Below are 14,650 nucleotides of genomic sequence, written 5' to 3' on the forward strand. Positions count from 1 at the left end.
AACGGCTGTTCTTTTTTCTGTGCATGCAACTCAGAAAGGCAATTATTTTTTTGCCTGGAGTTGCGTAAGTGCAGCTTTTTTACCCTTTGGAGAGGCGCGTGTACCAGGTTTTTTACGCAAATTTGATTGTAATCAGCTAAAATGCTGAGTTATATCAAAACACTGAATTTATTGATCTGCCTGCTAATTAATAATCGCTAATATGAAAAAATTGTTTGCACTCCTCGCTATGGCGAGCCTCGCTCAAGCTGCTACTGCGGCAGATCCGGTTGGCAATCCTAAAGATGCTGCTGATAAAAAAATCGCGATGTGTATTGGTTGCCATGGTATTCCTGGCTACAAAGCGAGTTTCCCTGAGGTATATCAGGTGCCTATGATAGGCGGGCAATCTGCCAAATATATAGAAAGCGCCTTGAAGGCTTATCAAAAAGGCGATCGCAAGCATCCATCCATGCGCGGTATTGCTGGCAGCCTGACTGAGCAGGACATCGCAGATCTGGCGGCATATTACTCTCAACAAAAATAAGAATAGGACAGATCATGAAGAAAACTCTGTTGATGGCAACTTTGTTGTCCACCTTGTCTTTCGCAGTTCATGCGGGCGGCAATATAGAAGCCGGTAAAGAAGCGGCAAAAAAATTCAATTGCGCTTCTTGTCATGGCGACAATTACTCCAAGCCTATCGATCCTAGCTATCCTAAGTTAGCTGGTCAGCACGCCGATTACATTGCCCAGGCTTTGCACGCCTACCAGCGTGGAGGTGATGCAGCAAATGGCCGTTCTAACCCAACCATGGCTACGCAGGCCAAGGCCTTGTCTAACCAGGATATACAAAATATCGCCGCTTACCTGCATAGCTTGCCAAGCGAGCTGGTGTTGAAGAAATAAGTTCTTGCAAAGAACAGTTTTTGCTTGATAAAAAAAGCCACGATGATTCGTGGCTTTTTTTATCTTTGCGCTTTAAGTCGATTGCTTTTTTATTATGACTGTTTGCCTATTTCAAGGCGAAAAAAAACCGGCTAAAAGCCGGTTTTTCTTAAGTAATTAAAAATTACTTGGAAGCAGATGCGGAAGCTGCTGCTGGAGCGGAAGCTGCTGCAGATGCTGCAGGAGCTGCGCCAGAAGCTGCTGCTGCGTCAGAAGCTGCTGCTGGTGCTGGAGCTGCTGCTGGGGCTTCTGCTGGAGCAGATGCTGGTGCAGGAGCTGCTGCAGATGCGGATGCTGCTGGAGCGGATGCTTCAGGAGCTTTTTTCTCGCCGCAAGCAGCCAGAGTCAATGCCAACAGGGAAACGAGCAAGAGTGATTTTTTCATGTTTGTACTTTCAATAAATAGATCAAAAAAGAAGATCAAAACTTTGCGATGAATAATTACCGGTAATTATCGCTCTATAGGTTAATTCGCGAGCTTCTCGCCAAAACGACATTCGGCCCCTACGAAAGTTTCCTAACCCGGAATTATAATGATTTTTCCATTAATGGAATAGGCATAGATGCATTTTTGCACTCAAATCAATCATTATTTCTAGACAAGACGCTATTTTTAGTAGGAAATTTCAGGTTTTCCATGAAAATAAACTACTTTTCGGAAGAAAATTTTCTTTCATATTTTAAAATAATGACGCGTTGCAGCAATCATTGACGTATATCCAGCCAGCCGTCTTCATACCAAAGGCAGAAAGTTTCTATCGCATCTGCGGAAATATTCGCCAGATCAGCACCATCCAGCTCTCTTTGATTTGCCAATTTGCTCAGACAAATCTTGTCTTCCTTGCCAACCGCGAATGATTCGCCATTGATGAAAATATGTTTTCCTTTATATAACATCAGCGACTTGCGTGACAGCTTCAGGCCATTTTTCAGGGCTGACTGATGGAAACGTTTAGGCGCCAGAGGTTTTTCCGGCCCAGTGAAGAAAACACTGGGTTTGGGTTCTGTCAGGTGCTCACCCAGGAAAATGAGTACGTCATCGTCAGTAAATTGAATCTTGGCAATTTCTTCAGCAACCTGTTCCAGCATTTCATTGCTGATTTCTGCCGGTTTGGTGCTGACTTTCAAATCAGGGTCAGCATATCTTCCTGGCAAGTCTATCGAGTCAGACATGAAGTGCAGGAAGGACTCACCCAGTTCCTGGTAAGACGGCGCACGGAAGCCAATGGAGTAAGTCATACATTCACCGATGGCGATGCCATCATGCGCATATTTTGGCGGTAGATACAGCATGTCGCCCGGCTCAAGCACAAATTCTTGCTCAGCCTTAAAGTTGCGCAAAATCTTGAGAGGCATGCCATCAATCAGCGTCAAGTCTTTTTGCGCACCTATGCGCCATTTGCGTTGACCATGCGCCTGTAGCAGGAATACATCATAAGAATCAAAATGCGGTCCAACACCGCCGCCATCTGCCGCAAAGCTGATCATCAGGTCATCAAGACGGCTGTCAGGGATGAAGCGGAATTGCCTGAGCAGGGCATCAGCCTTGTCATCATGCAAATTAACGCCTTGTACCAGCAGCGTCCAGTCTTTCTTTTCCTTGACTGGTATGCTGGCTTGTGGGCCAGACTTCATTTCCCAGTGTTTGTTGAAGAAGCTGATGAGCCTGGACTCAACATCGTCACGGCCAGCCATGTCAAACAGGTCAGCTTTTGGGATCAGAGGCTGAAAGTCAGGGATAGCCTGGCGTATCAGCAAGGGCTTCTTGTGCCAGTATTCGCTGAGAAACTCTTCTGCTGTAATGCCGCCCAGCAGGGGCAGGGGGATGGTATTTTTTTTCATGCCCGCATTATAGGCTGAGGCAAAGGACTCGACTAGACGGGTATAATCTCAGGGCAAATAAATTTTTAAGGAATTGCTATGAAGATAGGCAAAAATTCAGTTGTTACTGCAGTCTATACCTTGAAAGACGCACAAGACAATCTGATAGAAGAAGGTCAGGAGCCTATGGTTTACCTGCATGGCGGGTATGACAATGTGTTTCCCAAGATAGAAGAAGCCCTGGAAGGCAAGGAAAAGGGCTTCAGCACCATTATCCAGTTAAACCCTGAAGATGCCTTTGGTGACTATGATGCCGCCCTGGTGAAAGTGGAACCGCGTGATCGCTTTCCTTCACCATTGGAAGTTGGCATGCAGTTTGAAGGCATGCCGGAAGAGTCGGATGATGATGCCGATGAAGACAATGCCCATATTTTTACCGTCACGGATATCGCGGATGACAAGGTCGTACTGGATGGCAATCACCCGCTGGCAGGCATAGCCTTGCGCTTTAGTTTGACGGTAGAAGATGTGCGTGCTGCTTCTGAAGAAGAAGTCGCTCACGGTCACGTGCATGGCGCTCATGGCCATCATCATGACGATGATGATGAGGATGATGGTGCGGGCGACGAATATCGTAGTCACCAGTTGCACTGACAAGTAGCCATAAAAAATGCCGTTGACTTCAACGGCATTTTTTTAGCTGGATATGTTTTGGTCAGACCTTGTTTGCCAGGCTCTTCAATTCATACAAGGCTGCCAGTGCTTCCCTTGGGGTCATACTATCCGGGTCTATGGTGTCAAGAGTATCCATCAGCTCAGTATTAACGGGCGCTGACTCCACAACTTCCACTTCAGGCGCACCAACCGGGGAAGAGAATAAATCAAACTGAGGCGTTGATTGCAGCGACTGCGCTTCCAGATCAGCCAGATGCTTGCGTGCAGAGCGGATAACTGGCTGAGGTATGCCCGCCAGTTGCGCCACCTGCAAACCATAGCTTTGTGAGGCAGGGCCAGCCTGTACAGCATGCAGGAAAACGATGTTTTCCTTATGCTCAACCGCAGATAAATGCACATTTTCTGCCGATGGGTGGACTTCAGGCAATTGCGTCAGCTCAAAATAATGCGTGGCAAACAAGGTATAGCTCTTGGATACCTGTATCAGATGCTTGGCAATTGCCCAGGCCAAAGCCAGGCCGTCAAATGTCGATGTACCGCGACCCACTTCGTCCATCAATACCAGAGAGTGGTCAGTCGCACCATTCAGGATGGCTGCCGATTCTGTCATCTCCACCATGAAGGTAGAGCGGCCACCTGCCAGGTCATCCGCTGCACCTATGCGCGTGAAAATACGGTCTATCGGGCCTATCGTCACTTCGGTCGCGGGTACATAACTGCCAACGTAGGCGAGCAGCGTGATCAGGGCAACCTGACGCATAAAGGTCGATTTACCACCCATGTTAGGGCCGGTGATCAACAATAATTTGCGCTCGGCAGAAAAATCACAATCATTGGCGATAAAGCGTTCTATCTGGTTTTCGACCACAGGATGGCGACCCTGGACGATATGCAGGGTAGGTTCATCCACCAATTGCGGTGCGCACCAGTTATTCTTGGTCGCATGCTCAGCCAGGCTGACCAGAGTGTCGAGTTGGGCAATCGCATTTGCCACTCTTTGCAACAAGGGTACTTGCGGCAACAGATCTTGTAACAGACGCTCATACAACATCTTTTCACGTACCAGGGCACGTTCTTGTGCCGATAATGCCTTGTCTTCAAAGGCTTTCAATTCTGGTGTGATGTAGCGCTCAGCATTTTTCAGGGTCTGGCGACGGCGGTAATTATCCGGCACTTTATCGCTTTGTCCGTTTGTGACTTCAATATAAAAGCCATGCACACGGTTGTATTCAACACGCAGATTGGCAATGCCTGTGCGTTCACGTTCAGACACTTCGAGGTCTATCAGGAATTGCCCGGCATTCTCAGAAAGAGCGCGCAATTCATCGAGCTCTGCATCAAAGCCGGCGGCTATCACGCCACCATCGCGTACCATGTTGGCGGGTTGCAGCATCAAGCCACGTTCCAGCAGGTCCAGGCATTCTGTCGGTGTATCCAGATCAGACAAGACCTTGGTCAGCAAACTGGTTTGGTTATCGGCGATACACAAGCTCACATAATTGCGCAGGCCGGGCAGGTTTTGCAGGCCATCTCGGAGTGCAGATAAATCACGAGGTCGCGCAGATTGCAGGGCTATGCGTGTGGTGATGCGCTCTATGTCGGGGATAGCCTTTAAAGTGGTAGCCAGGCCATCAGTGGAGTCTGCCTGTATCAGCGCCTTGATGGCGTGATGACGTGCCCTGGAGACGGCTTGATCGCGCCGTGCATGGTGTAACCAGTGACGCAGCAGACGCGAGCCCATGGCTGTGCGGCAATGATCAAGCAAGGAAAACAGGGTGGGCGATTCTTGGCCACGCAAGGTCTCTGTCAACTCCAGATTGCGACGTGTCGCGGTATCCAGCCCTATGAATTCATGCTCACTCTCAACATTGAGCGTATTGACATGCTTCAGGCCACGGCCTTGCGTGCTTTCAGCATAGCGCAGCAAAGCACCAGCGGCGCCCAGTGCCGCACTCAGGTTTTCTACCCCAAAACCGGTCAATGAGGCAGTGGCCAATTGATCCTGCAAGGCTTTTTGCCCTTGCTTGACATCGAAATGCCAGTCAGGCAATTCAGAGAATTTGCCCGGGAGTTGAGCATAATGCTCATCTAGCAATAGCGTGCCAGCGGACAGCAATACTTCAGCAGGGCTGATGCGTTCAAGTTCCTGTTGCAGGCGTTGTGGCAGGGATTTCTCGTCAGTCGATACTTCCATCAACTTCAGGGCGCCACTGGCCAGCGATAACCATGCCAGACCTATGCTGACGGTTTTTCTTTGTTGCAGCATGCATAGTGACAGCAATGGACGGTCAGATTTCTCAGGCAACAAATCAGTGTCAGTCAGTGTGCCCGGGGTGATCACGCGCATGACTTTTCGCTCTACCGGCCCCTTGCTGGTCGCCGGGTCGCCTATCTGTTCGCAGATTGCCGCTGATTCACCTATCTTGACCAGCTTGGCCAGATAAGGTTCCAGTGAATGGAAGGGCACGCCCGCCATCTTGATCGGTTCGCCGCCAGAACTGCCGCGCTGGGTCAGTGTGATGCCTAACAGACGCGAGACTTTTTCGGCATCACCAAAAAACAGCTCATAAAAATCGCCCATCCGGTAAAACACAAGGGTTTCTGGATAGTCTGCCTTGATGCGCAGATATTGCTGCATCATGGGGGTGTGTTGTGTTTCTTTTGCGGTCATAAGACTTTGATTTTATTCGTTTTGTTTTCTTGTTTTTGCCTGCTGAAGCACTGGAATTTATACCCAGTCAGTTCAAATTTGGTGCGCACCATATCATAGACGATTGCCTTGGTCTACGGTTGTCTAGCTTTATTGTGGATATCAATAACTTACAGGCTGCAGAATTGTCAGGTAAAAGCAAAAACTATCCAGGATATTGTTAAAATCAAAAATCTGATTGTAGCAATATCCTTTTTTGTGTCGAAAGGGCGCTGACCGATGACAAATGAATTTATGTATGGACAAAGCACTGCCCTGATCGTTTTCCTTCTTCTTACCTGTATGCTGATTGCCACCGAGCTTGCATATAGAAATGGCCTGCGCAAACAAATGGTAGCAAATGATGCGGCCAAATCACAGATCAATACCCTGCAGGCTTCTATGCTGGGCTTGCTCGCCTTATTGTTGAGTTTTGCTTTTTCTCTGGCGCTGCAAAGGTTTGATGAGCGCAATCAATCGGTAGTCAATGAAGCGAATGCAATTGGCACCACGTATTTGCGCACCCAGCTGTTACCCTTGAGCGTACGCGAGCATACGCAGACCATGTTGAAGCAGTATATAGACCTGAGAGTAGAAGAAGGGCAGGTCAGTCTCGCAGATGTGGAAAAACGTGATGCCTTAATAAAAAAAACCAGCCAAATCTCGGATCAGTTGTGGGCGCTCGCCATGAAGTCTGTCGAGTTGGATAAGAGTGCCGTGACCACTGGCATGTTTGTACAGTCGTTGAACGATACTATCGATGCATTTGGTAAAAGGGATGCTGGCTTGCAAAGGCATGTGCCTGAGACAGTTGTGTTGCTCTTGTTGATTACCATCATCATGACAGCTGCGACCATAGGTTATGCTTCTGGCCTGACTGGGCAAAGGGCGGTCTTTGCAACTTTGGCTTTGCAGATTTTGATCAGTATGGCGGTATTTTTAACCATAGACCTGGATCGCCCACGACGTGGTTTTATACAAGTGAGCCAGTTGAGTATGCTGAATTTACAGCAGTCAGTACATGCAAAGCAGTAATTGAATTTGTATAAAGTGCAAAGGGCCAAAAAATGGCCCTTTGTGCTTTTAATCCTGCCAGCTAAGGATCAGCCATTACCACGGCTACCAGACCTGCGTGGAGCGGACTGCTTTACCGCCGGTCTTGGGCCTGCTGGGCGAGGTTTGGCTGCCTGTGGCGCAGCTGCCTTACCTGGTGTGCGGGCTGGCTGTCCGCGGCCATTACCTGCAGGACGTTGACCTCTGCCACCTCCGCCACCGCCACGATGATCAAAGCTGCGCAACTGTATGGGTTCAGCCTTGGCATGCGGGTCAGGGATGAAGCCATCAATGATTTCTTGTGGTATCTGACGCTTGATGAGTTTTTCTATGTCAGCCAGCAATTTGAATTCATCAACGCAGACCAGGGAAACTGCTTCGCCAGTAGCGCCAGCGCGGCCAGTGCGGCCTATGCGATGCACATAATCTTCTGGCACATTCGGCAAATCATAATTGACGACGTGAGGCAACTGGTCAATGTCGATACCACGGGCAGCGATGTCGGTCGCGACCAGTACGGTCAGGCTGCCATCCTTGAATTCGGCCAGAGCCTTGGTGCGCGCAGACTGGCTCTTGTTACCGTGGATGGCCATGGCGGCAATGCCATCTTTGCCCAATTGCTCTACCAGCTTGTTGGCACCATGTTTGGTGCGGGTGAACACCAGTACTTGTGACCATTGATGGGTCTTGATCAGGTGTGCCAGCATAGGGTGTTTTTTATCGCGATCGACCGGGTGCACTTTTTGTGCGATGACTTCAACCGTGGAATTGCGACGCGCGACTTCTATCATCGCCGGGTTATCCAGCAAGCGGTCTGCCAGTGCCTTGATGTCGTCGGAGAAAGTGGCAGAGAACAGCAAATTCTGCCGCTTGGCAGGCAAGATCGCCAATACTTTTTTGATGTCATGGATAAAGCCCATGTCCAGCATGCGGTCTGCTTCATCCAAGACCAAAATCTCGATATTGCGCAGGTCTATCGTGCCTTGCTGGTGATGATCAAGCAGGCGGCCTGGCGTTGCCACCAATATATCGACCCCTTGCTTTAACAATTTGATTTGCGGGTTAATGCCAACACCACCAAAAATCACGCCGGAATTCAGTGGTACATATTTGCCGTAGGTATTGACGCTTTCTTCTACCTGGGCTGCCAGTTCGCGGGTTGGTGTCAGTACCAGGGCGCGGATAGGGCGTCTGCTGGTTTTGTCTTTTGGGGCATTGGCTGAGGTAGACAGGCGCTGCAATATAGGCAGGGTAAAACCCGCTGTTTTGCCAGTACCGGTTTGCGCGCCAGCCAGCAAGTCGCCGCCTTTGATGACAGCGGGAATTGCCTGCTGTTGTATCGGGGTTGGGGAGGTATAGCCTTGTTCGCTGACTGCGCGGACAATGTTCTCGGATAAGCCGAGTTCGTTGAATGATGCCATGTGGTTTTACTGTGTTTCTTTATGACCGGACTGGTTTTCATCAGTCCGGAGAGAGGGGCGTCCCGCTAAATGCCAGCGGGACGTGAGAAATTACTTTTTAGCTGAAAACGCTTGCAATGCATTGACCATCTGGGCAAATACTTTCGGTGTGCCAGCTAATACATCACCTTTGTGCAGATAGTCGGAATCACCAGAGAAGTTGCCGACGATACCGCCAGCTTCGGTGATGATGAGTGAGCCTGCAGCGATATCCCAGGGTGCCAGACCTTTTTCAAAGAAGCCATCAAGACGGCCGGTTGCGACATAAGCCAGGTCAAGCGCGGCAGAACCTGGTCTTCTCAGACCCTGGCATTTGCTGGTCATGACTTTGAACATGGCCAGGTATTCATCGAGGCCCGACAAGTCGCGGGATGGGAAGCCTGTACCTATCAATGCATCAGCCAGTTTGTCGCAACGGGTAACGCGGATACGTTTATCATTGAGGAAAGCGCCGGCACCTTTGCTGGCCGTGAACATTTCATTGCGCGTAGGGTCGTAAATAACGGCTTGTGTAATCACGCCGCGTTGTTGGAGCGCGATAGAAACGCAATATTGTGGGAAGCCGTGGATGAAGTTGGTCGTGCCATCGAGTGGATCAATGATCCAGACATTATCATTTTCGTCGTGCAAATTAGCGGATGCACCTGATTCTTCTGCCAGGATGGCATGGTCAGGGTAGGCAGAAGTCAGCACCTCAATGATGGCAGCTTCAGCAGCCTGATCGACTTCAGTCACGAAATCATTGAATTGTTTCTCTGTGACCTGGACACGGTCGAGGTCAAAAGATGCGCGATTGATAATAGTCGCGCCACGACGAGCGGCTTTAACTGCCGTATTCAGCATTGGGTGCATAAGGTTTCCGATAAAATGGCAGCATGCAAGCGACTATCCCTCAAAAAAGAGCAAGGATGTCATCAAGATGCTAGACAAAAATGATAAAGAGCGTGCGTAATTCTTGTCCGACTGCCATCCGTCTGATCAATAAGACGTACAACAAGACGCACAACCGAATAAAAATTAACGCGGGATACCGCTATTTTAAATGAACTTGCCCAAAACTGACACATCTCTTTTTCAACGCCTGTGCTTTATCCTGGTTGAAACCAGTCATCCGGGCAATATAGGTTCGGCTGCGAGAGCCATTAAAACCATGGGGTTTAGTGAGTTGATCCTGGTAAAGCCACGCTTTGCCGATGCCCTGCAACATCCTGAAGCGATAGCCCTTGCCAGCGGTGCGCAAGACATACTGGACAGTGCCCGTATCGTCGAACATATTGATGAGGCTCTGGATGGGTGTGAATATGTGGCCGCCGTCAGTGCCAGATTGCGGGAATTTTCCCCGCCTATCCTTAGTCCAAGAGTATTCGCTGAATCCATGGTGCAAAGCCAGCACGCCAAAATCGGGCTGATATTTGGTAACGAGCGATTTGGTTTACCTAACGAGATCGTCATGAATTGCCATGCCCTCATCAATATTCCCGCCAATCCGGCCTATTCTTCATTGAATCTGGCGCAAGCAATACAACTGCTATCTTATGAATGCCGCATGGCTGCTGATACCGGTGTGCCAGTTGCCGGTAATGTCGGTTTTCAGGGGCAATTGGCAACCGTGAATGAAATAGATGGAATGTATACGCATCTGGAGCAGGCACTTGTCGCGATAGAGTTTTTGAACCCGGATAAGCCCAAGAAGTTGATGCCACGCCTGAAACGTATGTTGTCACGTACGCAATTGGAAGTTGAAGAGGTGAATATCTTGCGTGGAATTGCAAATAAAATATTGGATGTCAGCAAAAAACAGGCAATGCCTGAAAAATAATAAAATTTCTGCTTCAATACTTTAATTAATAAGATGTAAATCAAGCTTGAATAAGACATAAATAATTTGTTTTTTTATTTTTTGTGTCTTTTTGGCAAATTAAATTGTACATTCCATCATCAATATTACAATGATGTTGACTCGTAGTTTTCCTTCAAATATGTCGAAAATGCATTAAGTATTCACCTTGCGCCATCTGAAGTGATCGGGAATCAGTGTTGTTGCAATTGATAAATATGTTGAAATCAACAAACATTGTTACCTTTGTTTGCGTTTTACATTTGGTAACGACTTCAAGGATTGTTATAAAGCCAGTAAGATTGCAGTTAATATACATTCAGGAATAACAATTGATTTTCTGAAGTAATTACTTTCTTTCTGAGGTCATTATTATTTTTGTTCCATTCCGCCGATCAACGTTATATCTGCTTTGCCTTGGTGCTCTGGCATCCGGCGCAACAGGGAATGCGTATGCCCTGGGGTTTAGCAATCTGACTGTACAGTCAGCCTTGGGTCAGCAGTTGCGGGCTCAATTGGAGTTGACGGGGAATGATGCGGCAGAAATTGATCAGTCATGCTTTAAGGCAAAAGTAGAGAGTCCTGACGGATATGCCATCGCACCTGTGAACATCACTCTGGTGCAAAAGGGGAGTGCGCGTTTCCTGACGCTGGTAACCAGAGCCAGCATCGTTGAACCAGCAGTCAAGATACTGGTCAACATGGGGTGCGAAATTCAGCTGCACAGGGAGTTTTTGATTTTGCTGGACCCGCCATTGTCAGCGCCAGCCTTGACGACGCCAACGCCTGGCTCTGCCAGAGCAACGGCAAATCCAGCTCCAGTGGTCGTTGGCAAAGATCCCGTGACGAGCGAGCCATCGCCTCAGGTAAAAGTCAGGCCTCGTATAAGAAAAGACAAACCCGCTAGTGAATTGACAGAAATTGTTGGTGCGCCTGTTAATGCGCCTGCAACAAAAAAAAAGCCAGCCAGGTCAATTGACAAACAAATTAGTCAGCCCAGGGACACCCTGAAACTGTCCGATGACTTGCCGGTGCTGACTCAAGGGTTGCGTTTGAGTGAGAACTTGTCCACCAACACCTTGCCGTCAAATATCGAAGAGTTACGTGCAGCGCAGGCACAACTGGCTGCCATGTTGCGGGATGAAAAACCAGCGCAGCCTGCGGTGGATAAACTCAAGAATGAGCAACAGAAAATTCTGAGTCTGCAACAAGAGGCGCAGCAACTCAAGCGCCAGAGTCAACTGGATAAGGCGGCTTTGGAAGAGGCCCGTGAAAACAGTTTTTCACGCAACTGGGTGATGGGTCTGAGCGTATTCATCGCTGCAGGCCTGGCCATCATCGCTTTGCTCCTGCTCTACGTCAGTCGCATGCGTAAGAGATTACACGAGAGCTGGTGGCAACAAAAAGAACCTGCTTCTGAGCCCGAGGCCAAAAAGAATATAGAAGAGATCGTTGATAGCATACAGGCTTCTTACGGGCCAACAACGACCAGTTCGCTGTATCAGGTGCATGATGATGACGATGAGCCCGGTTCCAGTCGCCCGGTGACAAAGCCATCCAGAAAAGCTGCGGCAGATACTGGTCTGGGTAAGCTCGACACACCTTCCATATTCAGTAAAGCCTATGTCCCGACACTGGAGGACAGTAACAGCAGTACCTTTAATTTCTTTTCCACCAAAGGCCAGTCAGTCAAAGTAGAAGAAATTTCTGATGTAACTCAGGAAGCTGAGTTCTGGATTTCCGTCAACGACCCGCAAAGGGCAATTGAAATTCTTGAACCCCTGGCTGACGTTGATCACCCTGAGTCGCCCGTGCCGTGGCTATATCTGATCGATTTATACAGGGTTACTGCCAATAAAGAAAAATATGACACATTAAGAGACAGGTTCATTGTATTTTTTAATGCGAATGTACCTGAATTTGAAGTCGATCCGGCGACCTTGCCCAGCAGACACCTTGATGACTTTGAGCATTTGATGAACCGCATCTGCAATATGTGGAATTCAAATGACATTTTGCCTTTCCTTGAAAGTCTTCTGGTCGATGACAGGGATGGCAAACGTATGGGTTTCGAATTGCCGGTTTACCGCGATATCCTGTTGCTGATCTCGGTCGCAAATGAGCTTGAGAAGTCGAATTCTTTTGGTGCCCCTGAAAGAAATCGCGCCTGGGCAAATGTGCCAGGTTTGCCGCCGGATGAGCCTGCCAGTCAGGAGCAACAACCGGAGCCAGAGTCGAATGTCATCGATTTTGAGATGATAGATTTTCCGAAAGAAAAATAACACGATTAATTCGGGGAAAGCCCAAAAGTAACATCCCAGTTTGCCTGACCAGGCAGTCAGTCTTTGCTGTGCCAATAAAAAAGAATGGAGATATATGATCAAACTTTGCGGTTTTGCAGTCAGTAATTATTACAATAAAGTCAAATTGGCACTTTTGGAGAAAGATATTCCCTTTGAAGAGCAATTGGTCTGGACTGGAAAAACACCTGAATTATTGCAGCATTCACCTTTAGGAAAAATTCCCTATATAGAAACTGAGCACGGCTCGCTGTGTGAATCTCAAGTGATCGTTGAATACCTGGAAAAACGCTTTCCTGATCATCCCCTGATGCCAGCAGACCCGTTCGCAGCCGCTAAATTACGTGAATTGATTACCTTTATTGAGCTGCACATGGAGTTGCCCGCACGCGAGCTTTATGCCGAAGCTTTTTTCGGAGGCAAGGTTACTGACGAGGTCAAGGCAAAAGTAGAAAAGCAACTGAGCCGCAATATCCCCGCATTTGCTACACTGGCAAAGTTTGATCCATTTGTCGGTGGTAAAGAGTTCACATTGGCCGATTGCGCTGCCGTTGTGCATTTTCCACTGATATCCATGGCGACCAAGATTATTTATGGCAGGGATTTTCTGGCGGATTTGCCTACACGCGACTATGTGAAGTTTATTTCAGAGCGGCCAGCCATGCAAAAGGTCAATGCTGATCGCAAGGCAAATCAGGAATTGATGGCAAACAAGGGTAAATGAATTTGATGGCGCTACAGAGCTAATTTGTAGCGCCATCAGCGCAAATCTAGACAGCTCTGCGCATTTTTTGCACTGTATATGTTTTGGCTTGTGCGGGTGGCTCTACCAGTTTGACAATCGCAAAGGTGCAATTGTCACCGCGGCCACTTGCCCTGTCCCTGGCTTTTCTGATCAGGAACTCTGAAGCCTGACGAGGACTGTTGGCCGCAACAGCTGCTGATAGCTCATGATCTTCAAAATAATGCCAGAGGCCATCTGAGCACAATAAGAAACTGTCATGCGCTTTCAAAGGCGTATGCTCACCAAAGGTGATATAGGGGGCCGCAGTGCTTGAGCCAAGTACGTTTACCAGGATGTTCGATAGTCTGTGGGTCTTGGCTTCTTCTGCGGTAATCTTGCCTTCATCCACCAATTTTTCTACATAAGAGTGATCTTTGGTTTTTTCGGCATAATTCGGGCCGTCGAACCGATACAGGCGGGAATCGCCGACATAGGCCCAGATAGCTTCTTGCTGCGGGGTAATTACCAGTGCAACTACCGTGCTATGTGGTTCTTTTTCTGATGAAACACCAGACAATTTAATGACAGTGTGTGCTTCGTTGACGATATTTTCTAAAAGACTGCGGACATCATTCCCTGGGTAAAATTCATCAAATAATTGTTTTGCCGTGCGCACGACCTGCTCAGCGGCAAGTGCGCCACCGCTTTTGCCGCCCATGCCATCGGCCACCACGGCCATGACATAACCTGGCGCATGTGGTGCCGCAAAAAGTGCTGTGCGGTCTTGTTGTTCCTGCCTGTCGCCGATATGTTGTCCGGTTCCAGCTTCGATCTTATATTGGCTCATACGTCTTGGTAGATTAAACTAACGGGATAAACCCAAAAATGGTCTTTCCTTAATTAAACTTTATTTTACTGCAACCAGAAGACTATGAGCCACCCTGAACAAATACAACAACGCATTATCGAGCTCGAGGTTGAACATAGAGACCTGGATGTGGTAATCGAGACACTGATTAAAGATCCCTCTCATGATGAGTTACAACTGCGGCGTCTTAAAAAACGCAAATTGCAGCTGAAAGATCATATTACATTACTAAGAATGCAATTGACACCTGATGTCCCTGCATAATTATCCACTTTTCCTTAGCTTTATAGTTAGTT

The 14,650-nt window shown here is 48.2% G+C and carries 14 protein-coding genes; 9 read left to right on the forward strand and 5 right to left on the reverse strand.

Annotation, left to right across the window (positions count from 1 at the left end; all coding sequences use genetic code 11):
- Positions 1 to 202 precede the first annotated feature (202 nt).
- The 3 genes from UNDYM_RS11975 (at position 203) to UNDYM_RS11985 (ending at position 1,329) form a co-directional block, all read left to right on the forward strand.
- Entirely contained in the window at positions 203 to 526 is a 324-nt protein-coding gene (locus tag UNDYM_RS11975) for a cytochrome c (RefSeq protein ID WP_162041229.1), read from the forward strand.
- Positions 527 to 540: 14 nt separating this feature from the next.
- Complete coding sequence (locus tag UNDYM_RS11980; RefSeq protein WP_162041230.1) at positions 541 to 888, forward strand: cytochrome c; 348 nt, start codon at positions 541 to 543, stop codon at positions 886 to 888.
- 177 nt (positions 889 to 1,065) lie between these two features.
- Complete coding sequence (locus UNDYM_RS11985; RefSeq protein WP_162041231.1) at positions 1,066 to 1,329, forward strand: hypothetical protein; 264 nt, start codon at positions 1,066 to 1,068, stop codon at positions 1,327 to 1,329.
- A 303-nt stretch (positions 1,330 to 1,632) separates the two neighbouring features.
- Here the strand turns inward: UNDYM_RS11985 and UNDYM_RS11990 are convergent, their stop codons facing one another.
- Positions 1,633 to 2,769, reverse strand: a complete 1,137-nt coding sequence (locus UNDYM_RS11990; protein WP_162041232.1) for a cupin domain-containing protein — start codon at positions 2,767 to 2,769, stop codon at positions 1,633 to 1,635.
- A gap of 78 nt (positions 2,770 to 2,847) precedes the next feature.
- On the opposite strand from UNDYM_RS11990, the gene UNDYM_RS11995 reads away from it, so the two are divergent.
- Positions 2,848 to 3,402: a peptidylprolyl isomerase gene (locus UNDYM_RS11995; protein ID WP_162041233.1), complete on the forward strand. Its 555-nt coding sequence runs from the start codon at positions 2,848 to 2,850 to the stop codon at positions 3,400 to 3,402.
- A 61-nt stretch (positions 3,403 to 3,463) separates the two neighbouring features.
- Here UNDYM_RS11995 and mutS read toward each other — a convergent pair whose 3' ends face one another.
- A complete protein-coding gene (gene mutS / locus UNDYM_RS12000; protein ID WP_232064008.1) occupies positions 3,464 to 6,094 on the reverse strand; it encodes a DNA mismatch repair protein MutS in 2,631 nt (876 codons plus the stop codon).
- A gap of 258 nt (positions 6,095 to 6,352) precedes the next feature.
- On the opposite strand from mutS, the gene UNDYM_RS12005 reads away from it, so the two are divergent.
- Entirely contained in the window at positions 6,353 to 7,147 is a 795-nt protein-coding gene (locus UNDYM_RS12005; RefSeq protein WP_162041234.1) for a hypothetical protein, read from the forward strand.
- A gap of 68 nt (positions 7,148 to 7,215) precedes the next feature.
- Here UNDYM_RS12005 and UNDYM_RS12010 read toward each other — a convergent pair whose 3' ends face one another.
- Complete coding sequence (locus tag UNDYM_RS12010; protein WP_162041235.1) at positions 7,216 to 8,586, reverse strand: DEAD/DEAH box helicase; 1,371 nt, start codon at positions 8,584 to 8,586, stop codon at positions 7,216 to 7,218.
- A gap of 90 nt (positions 8,587 to 8,676) precedes the next feature.
- A complete protein-coding gene (locus UNDYM_RS12015) occupies positions 8,677 to 9,468 on the reverse strand; it encodes an inositol monophosphatase family protein (RefSeq protein ID WP_174244988.1) in 792 nt (263 codons plus the stop codon).
- Positions 9,469 to 9,667: 199 nt separating this feature from the next.
- On the opposite strand from UNDYM_RS12015, the gene UNDYM_RS12020 reads away from it, so the two are divergent.
- From UNDYM_RS12020 to UNDYM_RS12030, 3 genes are all read left to right on the forward strand, one after another.
- Positions 9,668 to 10,444, forward strand: coding sequence for an RNA methyltransferase (locus tag UNDYM_RS12020; protein WP_162041237.1), 777 nt, complete (start codon positions 9,668 to 9,670; stop codon positions 10,442 to 10,444).
- A 521-nt stretch (positions 10,445 to 10,965) separates the two neighbouring features.
- Positions 10,966 to 12,744, forward strand: coding sequence for a FimV family protein (locus tag UNDYM_RS12025; RefSeq protein WP_162041238.1), 1,779 nt, complete (start codon positions 10,966 to 10,968; stop codon positions 12,742 to 12,744).
- 94 nt (positions 12,745 to 12,838) lie between these two features.
- On the forward strand, positions 12,839 to 13,486 hold the full coding sequence (locus UNDYM_RS12030) for a glutathione S-transferase (RefSeq protein ID WP_162041239.1): 648 nt from the start codon (positions 12,839 to 12,841) through the stop codon (positions 13,484 to 13,486).
- Positions 13,487 to 13,532: 46 nt separating this feature from the next.
- Here the strand turns inward: UNDYM_RS12030 and UNDYM_RS12035 are convergent, their stop codons facing one another.
- The gene (locus UNDYM_RS12035) at positions 13,533 to 14,333 is read right to left on the reverse strand and encodes a PP2C family serine/threonine-protein phosphatase (protein WP_162041240.1); all 801 of its coding nucleotides are present in this window, start codon (positions 14,331 to 14,333) and stop codon (positions 13,533 to 13,535) included.
- Positions 14,334 to 14,417: 84 nt separating this feature from the next.
- Here UNDYM_RS12035 and UNDYM_RS12040 point away from each other — a divergent pair, with 84 nt between their 5' ends.
- Positions 14,418 to 14,618 (forward strand): YdcH family protein, encoded by a 201-nt coding sequence (locus UNDYM_RS12040; RefSeq protein WP_162041241.1) that lies wholly within the window; start codon positions 14,418 to 14,420, stop codon positions 14,616 to 14,618.
- The last annotated feature ends 32 nt before the right edge of the window (positions 14,619 to 14,650 follow it).

The organism is Undibacterium sp. YM2, from assembly GCF_009937975.1.
Lineage (GTDB): Bacteria > Pseudomonadota > Gammaproteobacteria > Burkholderiales > Burkholderiaceae_D > Undibacterium.

Bases quoted from the DNA above. Each gene is read 5' to 3' on its own strand.
- UNDYM_RS11975 (WP_162041229.1), top strand. From the start codon at position 203: ATGAAAAAATTGTTTGCACTCCTCGCTATGGCGAGCCTCGCTCAAGCT.
- UNDYM_RS11980 (WP_162041230.1), top strand. From the start codon at position 541: ATGAAGAAAACTCTGTTGATGGCAACTTTGTTGTCCACCTTGTCTTTC.
- UNDYM_RS11985 (WP_162041231.1), top strand. From the start codon at position 1,066: ATGCGGAAGCTGCTGCTGGAGCGGAAGCTGCTGCAGATGCTGCAGGAG.
- UNDYM_RS11990 (WP_162041232.1), bottom strand. From the start codon at position 2,769: ATGAAAAAAAATACCATCCCCCTGCCCCTGCTGGGCGGCATTACAGCA.
- UNDYM_RS11995 (WP_162041233.1), top strand. From the start codon at position 2,848: ATGAAGATAGGCAAAAATTCAGTTGTTACTGCAGTCTATACCTTGAAA.
- mutS (WP_232064008.1), bottom strand. From the start codon at position 6,094: ATGACCGCAAAAGAAACACAACACACCCCCATGATGCAGCAATATCTG.
- UNDYM_RS12005 (WP_162041234.1), top strand. From the start codon at position 6,353: ATGACAAATGAATTTATGTATGGACAAAGCACTGCCCTGATCGTTTTC.
- UNDYM_RS12010 (WP_162041235.1), bottom strand. From the start codon at position 8,586: ATGGCATCATTCAACGAACTCGGCTTATCCGAGAACATTGTCCGCGCA.
- UNDYM_RS12015 (WP_174244988.1), bottom strand. From the start codon at position 9,468: ATGCTGAATACGGCAGTTAAAGCCGCTCGTCGTGGCGCGACTATTATC.
- UNDYM_RS12020 (WP_162041237.1), top strand. From the start codon at position 9,668: ATGAACTTGCCCAAAACTGACACATCTCTTTTTCAACGCCTGTGCTTT.
- UNDYM_RS12030 (WP_162041239.1), top strand. From the start codon at position 12,839: ATGATCAAACTTTGCGGTTTTGCAGTCAGTAATTATTACAATAAAGTC.
- UNDYM_RS12035 (WP_162041240.1), bottom strand. From the start codon at position 14,333: ATGAGCCAATATAAGATCGAAGCTGGAACCGGACAACATATCGGCGAC.
- UNDYM_RS12040 (WP_162041241.1), top strand. From the start codon at position 14,418: ATGAGCCACCCTGAACAAATACAACAACGCATTATCGAGCTCGAGGTT.